This is a genomic window from Bradyrhizobium sp. USDA 4510 (genome assembly GCF_054059095.1).
The window spans coordinates 6,669,631-6,684,139 of the sequence record NZ_JBSSBT010000001.1 but is presented as its reverse complement, the minus strand read 5'-3'; the positions used below and the strand labels follow the sequence as shown (position 1 = coordinate 6,684,139).

Below are 14,509 nucleotides of genomic sequence, written 5' to 3'. Positions count from 1 at the left end.
GTCGCCCGTACGACAAGGTCTGCAGTCGCTTGGATGTCGCGTGGACGCGCCCGGCCGCGCTGGGATCGCACGGCTCCAATTTTGAGCCAACTGAAAGATCGGTGACGATTTGCGGTAGTTTGCGACGCATCGGGTTGGAGACCTCGTCGTGAGCGGCCCAAAGCGCTTCCTCAATCAGGAGAGCATCGTACTCGCGCTGGCGCTCGTAGCATTTTGCGTATTCGGCATCTTCGTCCGCGGCTTCGCCTCGACCGACAATCTGCTGTCTCTCGTCCGAAACGTCTCCGTCCTGGGAATCCTGGGAATCGGGATGGCAATCGTCGTCATCGGTCGGGGAATCGATCTGGCGCTGGTGGCAACGATGGCCATCTCCTGCGCATCGACGCTCGTACTCATCGGAAGTTATCAAACCATCTTGTTGCCATTGCTGTATGGGGCGGCGTTGTCCGTCCTCATCGGAGTGGTGAACGGCCTGCTCGTGGCCTACGTTGAGATTCCCGCGCTCTTTGCCACGCTGGCAATGGCGACGCTCGTCTACGGCTTCGGCCGTCTAGAACTGATCAGTTCCGACGTCGTCTATGTCCCCGCGAACGGCGGCTGGATTTCCATTTTCGGCGCGCGCGAGCTGCTCGGCGTGCCGACCCCGGTGATCTTCTTCGCGGTCATGGCTCTCCTCGCGCATGGCTTTCTCGCCTACACTCGCATCGGCAAATACATTTACGCGACGGGCGACAATTATGCGGCGGCGCGGATCACCGGAATTCCGATCCGCCCGATCGTCGTGCTCCAGTATACGCTTTCCTCGATCATCGGGTTCGTCGCCGGTCTCGTTACAGCTGGTGCCGTCGCCAGCATGAACACGCGCATCGTGAATTCCACCCTGATCTACGATGTTATCCTCGTCGTGGTGCTGGGCGGCGTGGGCTTGAGCGGCGGCCGTGGCGGTATCCGCAACGTCGTCGTTGGCACGCTACTCATAGGCGTGCTCCTGAACGGCATGACGATTCTCAATGTCCAATACGTCGCGCAGAACCTGATAAAGAGCATCATCCTTCTCCTTGCGCTCGTGGTGGACAGCATCCTGAACCCGCGGGACGAACAGACCGCTCAGCAGGGCGATATTTGATCGAGAGCAACCCGATCATCTCGGACCAAAGCCAACCGCACAAGGAGGAATTGAAATGGTACGCATTGCTGCGCTGGTCATGGCGGGAGTGGTGGGTCTCTGGAGCGCAGCGGAGCAGGCGCGCGGTCAGGACGCCAAATTGCCGTCCACTGAAGCCGCGCCCTTCAAGGGGAAGACCGTGGCCTTCGTGCCTGTCGCCCTCGGCTTTGATCTTACGGACGGTTGGAATGCGATGGTGCGCCGCCGGCTGGAGCCGCTCGGAGTAAAATTTATCGTGCGCGATCCCAACTGGAGCACCGATGCGGGCGCTCAGGCGATAACGTCCCTTATCACTGAGAAGGTCGATCTTCTGATCGTGCACAATCCGGACATCCAATCGTATGCGAGACTCCTGAAGCGGGCTCAGGAAGCCGGCATCTATGTCATACAGGTCAACATGCAATCCAGCACTCATACCGATGCATATATTGGCGACAACTACGTCGAGCTCGGAGAAGCCGATGCGAACTTGATGGTGAAGAAGTGCGCGCCCGACAACGGAGGATCGGGGAAAGTCGCCATCATCCAGGGAGCGCTGACCGCGGCGGCAAACATCGACAGAATGAAAGGCATCGCCAACGTGCTGTCGAAGCACCAGGAAATCAAGGTCGTGGCCAACCAGGCCGCCGATTGGGACGCGTCCAAGGCCCGCGCGATCGCGGATACGGTGCTCAAGCAAAATCCGGATCTCTGCGGCATAATAGGCTTCTGGGACGGCATGGACGTCGGCACGGGTGCGGCGATCCGCGAGGCAAAGATGCAGGGGAAGGTCACGCTAGTGACCGCCGGGGGCGGTGAATCGTTCGCTTGCGACGATGTGTCTAACGGTACGTTCACCGCCTATCACTCCGCCGATGTACGGCAACAATCGGACGATATTGTTCGGATCACCAAGGAATTGCTGAGCGGCAAGGAAAAGCCCGGCGCGAACAAACGCGTCCTTTACACGCCTTTGAAAAGCATCGACAAGGCGACGCTACAGCCGGATTCCTGCTGGCGGCTGAGCGATTACAAGTCGAACTGAGCGTCGGCGGTCGGCGCCGTCCGATGGCTCGAACGGCGCCGTCATGGAAGTCCTTAGAGGGTCTCTTCGATGTCATTGCAGGATGCCGCGGTACGGTGGCGCTACAAATTGGTGCCGGACCATTTTCTGGGCGAGGTTCTGTCGAAGAACTGGATCGACAACACGGTACCTTTTCTAGCGTTGCTGCTTTCCATCGCTATCTTCGGTCGGATCATTCCCGATTTTCTTTCTATGGCGAACGTGACCGACGCGACCCGCCAATTGGGGGAGCTCCTTTTCGTCACCTATGCGATGGTACTGGTGATGTTGGCGGGTGGAATCGACTTGAGCGTCGGATCCAATTTCGCGCTCGGCAATCTGCTGATGCTCGTGCTGATGAACGTGTCCGGATGGTCGTTCTGGACGGCGGCACCGACGGTCATCCTCTCCTGCGCGCTCGTCGGACTCGTCAACGGGCTGCTGGTGGGTTATCTCCGCTTGCGCGCTTTTCTGACCACGCTCGCGACGCTCATCATGGTGCGTGCGGTGGTCGACTGGCTTCTGCTGAAGTACGCAGTTACGATCGCTACCGAGGTGCCTGAATCCGTTCCTCGCGACGTTCTGTCCGACGGACTTCTTCTCGGCGTTCCGGTCGGGTTTTGCATTGCCGTAGCGTTCGGTGCGGTCGCTCACGTCGCACTGACTCGGACCCGTCCAGGATGGCACATCATGGCCATCGGCGGTTCGCGCAAATCGGCCTACAACGTCGGGATATCCGTCCGGCGCGCGATATGTCTCGCGTACGTGGGGTCCGGCGCACTCTGCGGACTGGGCGGTATTCTATACGCGGCCCGCCTGCAAAGCGCCGGCTCCGGGGTGGGCGTCGGATTGGAAATTACGGCGCTTACGGCCGCTGTCCTGGGCGGAAACAGCTTGGGCGGCGGCCGCGGCTCCGTCGGCAAAGCCATCATGGGAGCGGTGATCGTACTCACCGTCACCAACGGTCTTGTGCAGATCGGATTCCAGAGCGGTACGGGATCCTTCGCGCTCGGCATGATCCTGCTCATCGCGATTGCCGTCGACGTGCGATGGCTGAAGAACCGGCACAAGCTTCTGGCGAAGGTTTATCTGTCGCCCGCCTACCTGGCTTTGCCCGCCTGCCCGCCGACGGCCGTCGATTGTGGCTCACCCTTCGCGGTCAACGATAAATTGCGCGACGTGGAGCTCATTGGGCTTGGGCAGATCGAAGGACCCGAAGACGTGATCTTCGACAGCTCCGGCAACCTTTACTGCGGCTCCCGCCAAGGCGACGTCATGCGATTCATCGGGCCCGACCACAGGCAGGTCGAGACCTTCGCGCACGTTGGTGGCGTGCCGCTTGGGCTCGCCTTCGACCGGGAGGACAACCTTCTGGTTTGCATCGGAGGCATGGGACTCTACGGAATCCGCCCCGACCGCGAAGTCTTCAAACTTACCGATGAGACCGAACGCACTAAATTGTCGATCATCGACGACACACGTCTCAGGGTGGCCGACGACCTAGATATAGCACCGGATGGACGGATATTCTTCAGCGAAGCGACTGTCCGTTATGAGGCGCACGATTGGGTATATGATGCGATGGAGGGACGCGGCAACGGGCGCATCATCTGCTACGATCCGCGTAACGGCCGCACCAGCACAGTGCTGCGCAACCGCATTTTTCCGAACGGCGTCTGCCTGTCGCACGATGGCCGAGCGCTGTATTTTTCAGAGACTTGGGCCTGCCGAATCAGCCGCTATTGGTTGGCCGGACCGAAGGCCGGTTCCGTCGATTGTCTTATCGAAACGTTGCCAGGATATCCCGACAACATAAATCGAGCATCCGACGGCACCTACTGGCTCGCCCTGGTTGGCATGCGGACCCCTTCGATGGACCTCTCGCTCCGAATGCCGGGCTTTCGCAAGCGCATGACGCGGCGGGTCTCCGCGCAGGACTTGCTGTTTCCGAACATCAATACGGGCTGCGTGGTCAAATTCAACGACGAGGGGCGCGTGCTCGAGTCGCTCTGGGACATACGAGGGACCAATCATCCCATGATTACCTCGATGCGGGAGCACAGGGGGTACCTCTATCTCGGCGGCCTTCTAAACAATCGGATCGGAAAGTACCGCATTCCGGGGGCGAACCCCGACTGGACGAGCAACGGTAGCTACTGGGGCGTTCGCTGATGCTCGGGCATGTAGGGCGCATGATGGCGCACGGGATGGACGCGTTCTTTGGGCGGGGTGAGTTTGCGGTGACGGTTCCGCCTATGGACGGCCCTCTGCAGCCGAACAACGAGCTGGACGCCGCGACCTCACTGCTCGAAGTGCCGGCGCCAGACAATCTCATCGCGATCGGCGACTCCATCTACTTCTCGAGCGGACCGAAGTTGTTCGCATACGAGCCTACGGCGTGTGCAGCGCGCTCGATAGCACGTTTTCCGCAGAACATAACCGCTCTTGCGGTCTTGGACGACGCCAGCGTCGCGGTCGGGTTGGCGAGCGGTGAGATTGCGCTCCACGGCGGACCCGACGATGGACGCGTCATCACCGAACTGGGCGCTTATCGCGGAACGTGTCCGACGGCACTGCTCGGGAGCCGGCGCAAACTGTTGGTCGCGCAGGGCTCGGCCGTTCGACGTCCGCATGAGTGGCGTCGAGACCTGTTGGAGACTGGATCAACCGGCGCCGTGTGGGAGCTGGATCTGGTCGACCGTTCCTCAAGCTGCCTGGCCGCAAACCTTGCATTTCCTAACGGCCTCGCATGGCATGCCGATGGCGATCTCATTGTCAGCGAAAGTTGGAAACATCGGTTGCTTAAGTTTGGGTTGGACACGAGGGAGTCGACCGTCGCGCTCGATCAACTCCCAGGTTATCCATCCCGCCTGACTCATGCCCGTGATGGAGGCTACTGGCTGTGCGTCTTCGCCCCACGAAACTCTTTGGTCGAATTCGTTCTGAAAGAGCCCGCCTACAAGCGCAAAATGATGGTGCAAGTCGAGGAAGAATACTGGGTCGCGCCGTCGCTCTCCAGCGGCCGCGACTTCAAGGAGCCGCTGCAGAATGGCGCGATCAAATCGATGGGGATCCTGAAACCATGGGCCCCGACCCGCTCCTATGGACTCTTGATCAGATTAGATGAGCGGCTCTCGCCTATCCGGAGCATGCATAGCCGCGCGCAGGGCCGTCGCCACGGCATCACGAGTGCGGTGGAAGTAGCCGATCGAATCTTCGCCACTAGTCAGGGCAGCAACGAGATCCTCTCGATGGTTGCGAGTTGAATCCATGAGCAGACTAATTGAACTGAAAGGCATCACCAAGGAGTACCGCGGCTCCCTCGCGCTGAACCACGTAAACTTCGACACTTGCGCAGGCGAGATCCACGCGCTGCTCGGTGAAAACGGGGCGGGAAAATCGACCTTGACTAAGATCATCGCCGGCGCCGTCCAACCGACGTCCGGCACGGTGAAGTTCGACGGCAAAGCCACGCGCTTCTCCGGTCCGCACGACGCATTGCGGCAGGGTGTGGCCATGGTGTTCCAGGAGACGAGTCTCGTACCGTCGCTGACCGTGGCACAAAACCTCTTCCTCGGGGACGAACCGTTTTTCAACCGTCTCCGCGGTCTCTACATCAGCGCACAGCAATTCCTTCAGTCCCTGAATTTTCCCGTCGACCCGGCGCGACAGGTGTCGAGTCTCGGCGCCGCTCAACGGATGATGGTGGAAACTGCCCGCGCCGTGCATCACAAGGCCCGTCTCATTATCTTCGACGAACCCACTGCGACCTTGACGCCAGAGGAAAAGCATCATTTTTTCGCGCTGGTGAACCGCCTGAAAACGGCCGGCGTCGCGATTATCTTCATATCTCATGCGCTGGAGGAAGCGCTGGCGATCTCCGACCGCATCACGATCCTGCGTGACGGCGAACATGTCGTGACCGCAGACACGCGGGAACTCGATCGGGGGAAGATCGTGCGCGCGATGGTCGGCCGGTCCCTATCTGGCGAGCTCTACGGCAATGCCGGTACCGTCAACATCCGGAGGGGACGAGGCAAGAAAGTCCTGAGCGTGCAGAATCTCTCGTTCGGAGAAATGGTCAAGAACAACACGTTTTCGATATATGCCGCTCAGGTCACCGGGATGTTCGGACTAATCGGCTCCGGTCGGACGGAAACGGCTAAAGTGATCGCCGGCGTCGTCAAACGTGATTTCTGGCATGGAGGAGAGATCGTTCTCAACGGTAGATCCGTGCGCTACCGGACACCGCGTGCCGCCGTTCAAGACGGGATCGTTTACGTGACGGAGGACCGAAAACTGGAGGGCTTTTTTGAAGCTATGTCGATAGCGGAGAACATCTACGTCGGTAGGATGGCCTCACGCGAAACGACGCCGATGCTATTGAGCCGAAAGGCCATGGTGGGTCTCGCCGACGAGCAGAGCTCGGCACTTGCAATCAAGGCGATCAACGAAGATGCTCGGGTCATCGAGCTGTCCGGAGGCAATCAACAGAAGGTCGTGATCGCCAAGGGCCTGGTCCAGGCCCCGTCGCTCATGATTTTCGACGAACCGACACGGGGCGTAGACGTCGGCGCTATTGCCGAGATTCACCAACTCATTCATCGCTTGGCGGACGCCGGAATTGCTGTGTTGGTGATATCGTCGTATCTTCCCGAGATATTGCGTCTGTCGGACCGGATCCTGGTGACCAGGCAGGGTAGGGTTGTCGAGGAGTTCTCACCGGAAGACGCGGACGAAGAGAAGATAATGTACGCTGCGGTTCATTGAAAAACCAATGGCGCCGCGCACGGGTGCAAACCGAGCAGGAGTCCGACAGTGACCACGGGCCCACTGGATCGACCGAACAGGATTGCACGAACACGTAGCCAAATTTGCGGGCCGAATGGCCAGGAGCTGGGCATCAAGCATATCCGCGATGCGCAGGCTCCGGCGGAAGCTCGGCTCTTCAGAGCTGAGAGAAGTGACCCCACCTCATCGTGATTACCCGACGTTGGCTGAGGGGTAAGTCAGATTTGGCGAGCGCTCGTTTGCCAGAACTTGCTGCGCACTTCGCGGCGAAGCACCTTTCCCACGGTGCTTCGGGGCAGTTTATCCCATATTTCGACCTGCTTCGGCGCCTTCACGCTGCCGATCCGCGCCTTGCAGAAGGCAATCAGTTCCTCCGCGTTCACAGTACATCCAGACTTGACTTCCACTACGGCTATGATGCGTTCGCCCCACTTTGCGTCGGGCACGCCTACCACTGCGCAATCCTGCACCATGTGATGGCTCATCACTGCCTGTTCGACTTCCGACGGGAAAACGTTGAACCCGCCGCTGATGATCATATCGCGCTTGCGGTCCGTGAGATAAATGTAGCCGTCTTTATCCTTGTAGCCGACATCGCCGGTGCGGTGCCACCCGTTCAGTCTCGTCGCCAGGGTCTCCTCAGGTTGCTTGTAGTAGCCGAGCATGAGCAGCCCGGTTCGACAGACAATCTCGCCCGGGCGATCATCCGCGATGATCTGGCCATCGTCGTCCATGATTTCGACGTGACTGAATGGCCCGGCGCGGCCAGCCGACGCGATACGGTGACCGAGCGCCGGGTTAGTTCGGATGTCTGCGTGATCCTCCCTAGTCAACGCCGTGATGGCCATTAGGCATTCGGTTTGTCCGTAGAGCTGCATCATTACGTCCCCGAAGGCTTCATTCGCCAGCCGCAGCTTTTCGACCGACATCGGCGCAGCTCCATACACGAAATATCTCAGCGAGGAATAGTCGTGTTTCTTTAGGCCCGGATCCGATAGCAGCATGTAGATCAACGTTGGCGGCATGAACAGGATCGAGACCTTGAACTTCTCGAGACTTGCGAGGATTTCGGCCGGATCGGTGGATTTTTGGATTACCGTGGTGGCACCCAGAGGCAACAGCGCCCAATGAAGCACGCCTGCGGCATGTGTAAGGGGGGCGACGACCAAGTGTACCGGCGGCTCGTCGAAGCGCAACGTCGCGTAGAAGCTCGCGGTCATGACGCCGAACGAATGGCTGTTGTGGACGACTCCTTTGGAGGCGCCTGTCGTGCCCCCCGACGAAAGAATGCAAACCGCGTCATCCATCCCGCGATTCGGCAAAGGGCGTGGCTCTCCCCGTTCTGAAAGCCAATCGAGAAGATAAGGTCGTCCTCCATCGGCCTTATCGATGCAGACGACGCCTTTCATCTGGGGCGACCGCTTCAGAAGTTGAGTCGCCTGCTCTGACAAACTGGAATGGTAGAAGAGCCAAACGCAATCCATCTTCATGGCATGCCGGACGTTTTCGTCCGCCGCGTTCCTGTAATTCAACGGCACCCAGACCGCGCCGGCCCGCTGGATGAGATATTGGCTCGTCACAACGTGCGGATGATTGGGAGATACTATTCCGACCGATTCGCCCGGGAGGACGCCGGACCGCAGCAATGCCTGGGCACCGGCTTCGCAATGTGCGTCCATCTCGGCGTAAGTGTAGGCCAGCTCGCCATCCGTCACGCAAATGCGGTCGCGATACTTCTCGACACCCTGTTTGAAGAAATCGATGAGCAGCAATTACCGGTCCTCCCTTGTGGCGTCTTGATGTGCTCTGCGCGGCCCGGATCGCCCCGAGGAGGGAGCGGCCTTCAAGTTCGCCTTCGCAGCGCGACGCCTTCGTTCTTAGCTTTCGGCAACGGCCAGAATAATGGCCGCGACCGCCGATCCGATGTTTCCGTCTCGGCGAGGGAGCGGAGCCCAATCGACCCGGCGGAGCGTATTCCGCAGGCCGGCCGGACCTCGACACCCTAGACTGCTCGTCCACGGCGCATCTTGGCCGAGATTGACTTAAAAGTCAATTGAATTGAATTTAGAGATGAGAGGGGGATGGATGCTTGTGTCCCGCCACGCGCTCAGAGCTTGCTTTTTTACCGGCGCGCCTGCGAGCTTTTTGAGCCGCTGCCCGCGCCAGCATTGTTCATTCAGAATCGACGTGCTATGTGAATGACGTTGGAGTCAAAGAAACCGAACGTGATAGTCAATATGAAGTCAAGGGCGATCGACAACGTTCGAAAGCGTTGTTGCCGAGTGTATCGATCTGCAGCCCACATTCTAGCGAAGCCGCACACAAAGGAGGGGACGTCGAAATGGAACTCTGTTTGAAGATAGCAGCCGTTATCGCATTCGCTATATTAGCAGGTCCGGTCTCCGCGGGTGACGCGGGGGTCAAGATCGGTGTTCTGAGCGACATGTCAGGTCCGTATTCGTCGATCACAGGTCCCGGCTCCGTAGTGGCGGCTCAGATGGCGATAGAGGATTTCGGCGGAAAATTGTTCGGCAAGCCGATTACGTTGGTATCGGCCGATCATCAGAACAAGGCGGATCTCGGTTCTGCCATCGCGAAGCGTTGGTACGACGTCGAAGGGGTCGACGCGATATTCGATGTACCTAATTCGGCTGTCGCGCTCGCTATCGCCGGAATAGCCGACGAAAGAAAGAAGATCGTGGGTTATTCCGGGGCTTCCAGTTCGACGCTGACGGGTGCCGCCTGCAAAGAGACGACGTCCGCCTGGGCATACGACACCTATTCACTCGTGAATGGTGCGGTCAAATTTCTCGCGCGACAGGGAATCGATACTTGGTTCTTCGTCGCCCTCGACAGCGAATCCGGAAGAGCATTCGAGGCTCTCGGAACGCAGGCCATCGAAGGGCTAAATGGGAAAGTTCTCGGAGTCGTGCGGCACCCGATCAACACAGCCGATTTCTCCTCCTTCCTCCTCCAGGCGCAGGCGTCGAAGGCGAAGGCTATCGCACTGGCCAACGCCGGGAACGACACCGTCGTGTCTCTCAGACAGGCGCACGAATTTCAATTGCCTCAAAGCGGCCAGACTGTTGTTGCGCTCATCTTGGTGCTGGCCGACGTGAAAGCACTAGGGTTGGAGACCGCTCAAGGCGCCATCCTTTCCGAAAGCTTCTATTGGGACACGGATGACGCCACCCGTGCCTGGAACAAGAGGTTCATGGACCGTCATGGAAGTCCAGCGGATATGATGCAAGCCGGCGTCTATAGTGCTGTGCTTCACTATCTCAAAAGCGTAGAAAAGGCCGGAACGATCGATGGGCGCAAGGTTGCGGCCACTATGAAGTCGCTGCCGATCGAAGATTTCTACACGCACGGCGCCTCTATTCGCGCGGATGGGAGGGTCATGCGCGACATGTACATCTTCCGCGTCAAAGCGCCTTCGGAATCGAAGGGCCCGTGGGACCTATATCAGAAGCTGGGGAAGGTAGATGCCGTCGATGCCTATCCGCCGCTCGCCCAAAGTTCCTGTCCTCTCGTCAAACCATAGGTGACGTTCGGGACCAGCGAGAGCCGCCGTCTCTGAATGCGCTTGATCGCCAACGCCATAGGAGCGCGGCATGCCGGCTCAGGTCCGGCTCGCGCGAGGACACGGTCGTCAAAATCCTCTCCGGTCTGCTTGCCACAATAGACAGCATCCACATCGACCTGACGTTTGCCTCGGGCCGCGACGTTGCCTTGTCGCGCGGCTTGCGGCTGCGGGTTGGCAAAACCGTCGTGTCGTAGTGCTCGGCCATGGCCGCAAAGGTTTGGTTGAGCGTCGGTTCGAACCACAACGCCTTGACGACCCCGGCCTTCAGATTGTCGCAGACGATCGCCTTGGGAACTCCGCCGAAGTACGACAAGGCCCGGGTCTGGCCTTCGATCCAATCTGGTAGTCGCTGACCGAAGCTCCCCATAGCGAAGGTCAGCGACGAGGCCCCGAGCACCGCGACAAATATCTGCGCCTGACGGATCTCGCCGGTTTGCGGATCGATCACCTCCACCGTCGGACCGGCATAGTCGGTCTGCATCACTGCACCCGCCGCGTGGCGATGACGGAAGGTCGGGTTCGCCCGGCGCCGATAGGCGTCAAACTTCTCGCAGAACCACGTGTAACCATAGCCGTCGGGATGCGCCGTCCGGTATTCTTGCCAAAGCAGCGTCAGCGTGGCAGGCATCATCCGGCGTCATGCCACTGCTGACTGCATCCGGGAGTGAGTATTGAGCAACCGTTCGGCTGCAACGCCAAGTGCCTCCAAAGCTCTACGCCATGATGGGAGCCGCGTGCCTGGCCGCGGTAGAAGCTGGCCCGAGCGTGTCTTTGGCCAACCTGGTGAAGCTGGAGGTCCACGCTACGGGCAAAGGCAACGCCAAGAAGCCGGAAATGCGAGCAGCGGCGAAGGCGAGGTGGGGCAATCAACTAACCGAAGATGAGGCTGACGCTGCGTGGGCTGGCGCTTACGCATTGGATAGCGGCCTTTTCAACTAGAAGAGCTTTGCAAGCCGCACGACGGCGCTGGGCAAGTTCTGGTAGCTCGCCGCTGCCACGACGAGCAGCGAAATCGCTACGCAAGTCAACAGAATCGAAAGACCAATCCTTGCTGCGTTGATGGCCTCTTTGCCTTTGGCCAGCAGCTTGATCTTGTTGTTGCCGATCTGCAGAAGAAGCTCTGGCTGGTCAACCGCTTTCATTGTTACGGCCCTTGAAGTTCAAGCCGCGTGCTGCGGCCAAGCTGCTCACTTGAAGCCGAATGTATTGTGCTTGGATCGACCTAGCAATGCAGCCAACATGAACGCGCTAGCGTTTTAGCCCCCATGCTTACCGCAGATCTTTGCGCGCATGCTTACCGGCGAGACGCCGAAAAAACACAAAGGTCGCAGCGCCAACTAGCGCGAACGCAGCATCTCAACCTTTGCCTCGGCTTAGCGAATGGCCGCGACTTCATTGGAGCGCAGGTCTCCGGCGCTCATTTCGTCAAAACGCGGCAGCGTAGTGATAACGGCGCTCACTCGCCTTCGTGACGTTGATGCCCCACACCTGCACGAGCCGATGAATTTCCGAGTGGCTCACGTCGGCGACGGTGATAGTGCGCTAGACCTGTTGGCCATGTCGTTTCTTTCGTTAGTTGCCGCTGATCTGGTACTTCGCCTTGTAATCAGCCTTAAATGCGCTCCGGCTGGTACGGGCTTCTTCCCAAGCGTATCCAAAGTGTCGTCGCGGCCTCCACGTGCTTGTCGATGCCCTTGCTTCGGTCGTCTACCGCCTGACAGTGAGCCGCCAACTTGGCGGCATCTGCGGTCTTGGGGCGTGTTCCATCGGGGGGCTCATGAAACACGGTCTCGCCGGTTGATACGGGGGATAGTGCAGAAGGCATTGACTCCTGCTGCGGGCGATTGGGTAGATTAGTAGTCAGACCGATTCGCTGCAGCCTTTGGGTGTCGGATGTCCAAACCTCGGGAAGTACATTTAAAGGATTTTCTGAAGAACTCGAACCTTGCCGTCCCCAAGAGCCCGCCGTGGGTTCACAGCACGCCTTCCGCTCGGCTGTTCGACATCGTGCAACAGGAAAAGCTACTCGCGGTGAAGTGCAGCATCTTCAAGGGCGAGAAGCTTTGCTACCTCTTCGTGGGTCGCGCCGCCTATAAGACGAGGGACACGCTCAACCCGGAGCCATGGCAGCTTCCTTCCGTTTTCGTGATGAGGTTCAATACGCCGCCTCCGCTGAAGCGCATCCATCCTTTCGATTCCGGTGCATTTAAAACTGGCAGGATGCCGGACTACCTCACGACGTTCGGCTTGGACGACTTCAACGTCGGCAGCGATCAGGACCAAATCGGCCGGCTTATCTCGCTCTATTTCGATACTCCCCGCCGTTACGTCGACCGTAACGCGCTCGACCAGGAAAAGCTCAAGGACGAGCATTTGCTCAACATGAGCCACGCTAAAATTTTGGCAGTGTCGAAGCTGTACAACGAAGGCGCGACCAAGAATTGTGATGACAGAGCTGCGGCCATAGAACTGCAGGTCGAGCAGGACATTCCGCTGAAGAAGGAAAATCTCCTCGGTGTCGTTATTCCAGAGGAATACCTGAGGACACCCGGCGTGAGGGAATCTATTCTTACCTTGACCAACATCATAGAGACGTACCGCCTTCTTCCGCTCAAGCTCAGTCAGCATTACGGACTTGTCTACGATTGCGTTGAGAGCGTCTACAAACGCGCTGGAATAGGCATTTGAATCCTGAAGCGCTTAGGGTCACTGCTGCGTTGCGGCTATCGGAAGCCGATTCTATCGGTGTGCCCGTCTTCGAGTTGGGCAACTCGATGTATCTCCCCGAGATGGATGCCGACTTCAACATCAGCGCGTTCCTGCAATTCGAGAACTACGACGGCTACCACGTTACTCGGCTCATCCCGCATTCGTATATCGATCGGCTTTTCCGCGTTGGAGATCCCGCGCCGATCATATTCTGGTACAAGAAAGAGCCGCATATTATCGAGGGCGACGCCGAGCGCGAGCGGCTAGTAGGTCTGTTCGGTGTCGACGCGAGAACGAACCCTGTTCTTCGTGACCTGGGCGGAATGCTGCACGATGCCCGCACCGGGAAATTCAAGGCGCAGCAGGAAGAGTGGCTGGCCCGCGAGATTGAGACTTCCTACAACGATGTTTTCCTCGAAGCTCCCAGCAGGACCAAGTACTGGATCTCCAGATATCGCGCCGCGCTGGAGAACGCCCGCAAGTTAACTCAGCCGCCGCATCCCATCGATGTCCGGCTGCGGCGCGCTTCTTCACTATGGCTGGAGAGGTTCGCAACCAAGGCCGAACTGCCGATGGTGTCTGCGATCCTGGGGGAGGCTTCGCAAGGCATTTACTCAATCAAGCAGATAGGGGACATCATATTTGCCTATGTGAGCAATCGTCTGTCTTCGGCGAACGGAACAGAGATTGCTCGATTGGCCGAGGATGAAACGATCTCGTCACTTCTGCGAGGGGGGATGTACAACACCTACCTCTACGACGGATGGCCGCATGTGCCGTTCTCATACGAGAAACCGGATTTCATCGCCCTCATGAAAGAGAGATTGGTGCAGGGTCAGGAGCGCTGGTCGTGGAGAACGGCAAACCTTTTGTCCAAGTTGCTTTTTGGTGACCGGGAAGCGCCGGCAGAAGTGGACGACATTGCGTTGCTCTACATGAAGCGCGTCGTGCAACGCTATGACACTTTGACATCAAGCGTGGAGTACGACTTTGGTGGGCTAAGTACCGGGCGCGTGCCTGAAGAAATGGCAAAGGAAGTGGTGGCCCGGTTTGAGCAAGCCACCGACCTCAGCTGCGTCATGCATGGAGAAGATCGGATCAACGGTAGGCTGCAGCAGCCGAGATTTGGATTGCTCCACGAAGAGGTCGATCGGTATCGAAGATATTTGGACAGTCAGCCGTGAGTCTTCGTCACCCATCAAGTATCCAAGGGCTG

General features: G+C 58.7%; 10 protein-coding genes and 1 pseudogene. 8 read left to right on the top strand and 3 right to left on the bottom strand.

The window, feature by feature from the left end; all coding sequences use genetic code 11:
* Positions 1-148 precede the first annotated feature (148 nt).
* The 5 genes from ACVMDN_RS31120 (at position 149) to ACVMDN_RS31100 (ending at position 6,977) form a co-directional block, all read left to right on the top strand.
* On the top strand, positions 149-1,126 hold the full coding sequence (locus ACVMDN_RS31120) for an ABC transporter permease (RefSeq protein WP_076826772.1): 978 nt from the start codon (positions 149-151) through the stop codon (positions 1,124-1,126).
* A gap of 55 nt (positions 1,127-1,181) precedes the next feature.
* Positions 1,182-2,189: a sugar ABC transporter substrate-binding protein gene (locus ACVMDN_RS31115; protein ID WP_076826773.1), complete on the top strand. Its 1,008-nt coding sequence runs from the start codon at positions 1,182-1,184 to the stop codon at positions 2,187-2,189.
* A gap of 69 nt (positions 2,190-2,258) precedes the next feature.
* Entirely contained in the window at positions 2,259-4,379 is a 2,121-nt protein-coding gene (locus ACVMDN_RS31110; RefSeq protein ID WP_076826775.1) for an ABC transporter permease, read from the top strand.
* 35 nt (positions 4,380-4,414) lie between these two features.
* Positions 4,415-5,473 (top strand): strictosidine synthase, encoded by a 1,059-nt coding sequence (locus ACVMDN_RS31105; RefSeq protein WP_456834726.1) that lies wholly within the window; start codon positions 4,415-4,417, stop codon positions 5,471-5,473.
* Between the two features lie 4 nt (positions 5,474-5,477).
* On the top strand, positions 5,478-6,977 hold the full coding sequence (locus ACVMDN_RS31100) for a sugar ABC transporter ATP-binding protein (RefSeq protein WP_076826777.1): 1,500 nt from the start codon (positions 5,478-5,480) through the stop codon (positions 6,975-6,977).
* Positions 6,978-7,216: 239 nt separating this feature from the next.
* On the opposite strand, the gene ACVMDN_RS31095 is transcribed toward ACVMDN_RS31100, so the two are convergent.
* Positions 7,217-8,770, bottom strand: coding sequence for a class I adenylate-forming enzyme family protein (locus ACVMDN_RS31095; RefSeq protein ID WP_076826779.1), 1,554 nt, complete (start codon positions 8,768-8,770; stop codon positions 7,217-7,219).
* A 422-nt stretch (positions 8,771-9,192) separates the two neighbouring features.
* On the opposite strand from ACVMDN_RS31095, the gene ACVMDN_RS31090 reads away from it, so the two are divergent.
* A complete protein-coding gene (locus ACVMDN_RS31090) occupies positions 9,193-10,542 on the top strand; it encodes an ABC transporter substrate-binding protein (protein ID WP_456834727.1) in 1,350 nt (449 codons plus the stop codon).
* Positions 10,543-10,666: 124 nt separating this feature from the next.
* Here ACVMDN_RS31090 and ACVMDN_RS31085 read toward each other — a convergent pair.
* Both ACVMDN_RS31085 and ACVMDN_RS31080 read right to left on the bottom strand, forming a co-directional pair.
* Positions 10,667-11,203: pseudogene (locus ACVMDN_RS31085) on the bottom strand (IS21 family transposase); the annotation flags it as partial.
* 316 nt (positions 11,204-11,519) lie between these two features.
* Positions 11,520-11,726 (bottom strand): hypothetical protein, encoded by a 207-nt coding sequence (locus tag ACVMDN_RS31080; protein ID WP_076826782.1) that lies wholly within the window; start codon positions 11,724-11,726, stop codon positions 11,520-11,522.
* A gap of 751 nt (positions 11,727-12,477) precedes the next feature.
* Here ACVMDN_RS31080 and ACVMDN_RS31075 point away from each other — a divergent pair.
* Positions 12,478-13,272, top strand: coding sequence for a hypothetical protein (locus ACVMDN_RS31075; protein WP_076826783.1), 795 nt, complete (start codon positions 12,478-12,480; stop codon positions 13,270-13,272).
* Positions 13,269-14,477 carry a hypothetical protein gene (locus ACVMDN_RS31070; protein WP_229158638.1) on the top strand — a complete coding sequence of 403 codons (1,209 nt, stop codon included), beginning with the start codon at positions 13,269-13,271 and terminating at the stop codon, positions 14,475-14,477. The genes ACVMDN_RS31075 and ACVMDN_RS31070 overlap by 4 nt, the downstream gene beginning before the upstream one ends.
* Positions 14,478-14,509: the final 32 nt, after the last annotated feature.

Bases quoted from the DNA above. Each gene is read 5' to 3' on its own strand.
- ACVMDN_RS31100 (WP_076826777.1), top strand. From the start codon at position 5,478: ATGAGCAGACTAATTGAACTGAAAGGCATCACCAAGGAGTACCGCGGC.
- ACVMDN_RS31110 (WP_076826775.1), top strand. From the start codon at position 2,259: ATGTCATTGCAGGATGCCGCGGTACGGTGGCGCTACAAATTGGTGCCG.
- ACVMDN_RS31105 (WP_456834726.1), top strand. From the start codon at position 4,415: ATGGACGCGTTCTTTGGGCGGGGTGAGTTTGCGGTGACGGTTCCGCCT.
- ACVMDN_RS31115 (WP_076826773.1), top strand. From the start codon at position 1,182: ATGGTACGCATTGCTGCGCTGGTCATGGCGGGAGTGGTGGGTCTCTGG.
- ACVMDN_RS31075 (WP_076826783.1), top strand. From the start codon at position 12,478: ATGTCCAAACCTCGGGAAGTACATTTAAAGGATTTTCTGAAGAACTCG.
- ACVMDN_RS31080 (WP_076826782.1), bottom strand. From the start codon at position 11,726: ATGAAAGCGGTTGACCAGCCAGAGCTTCTTCTGCAGATCGGCAACAAC.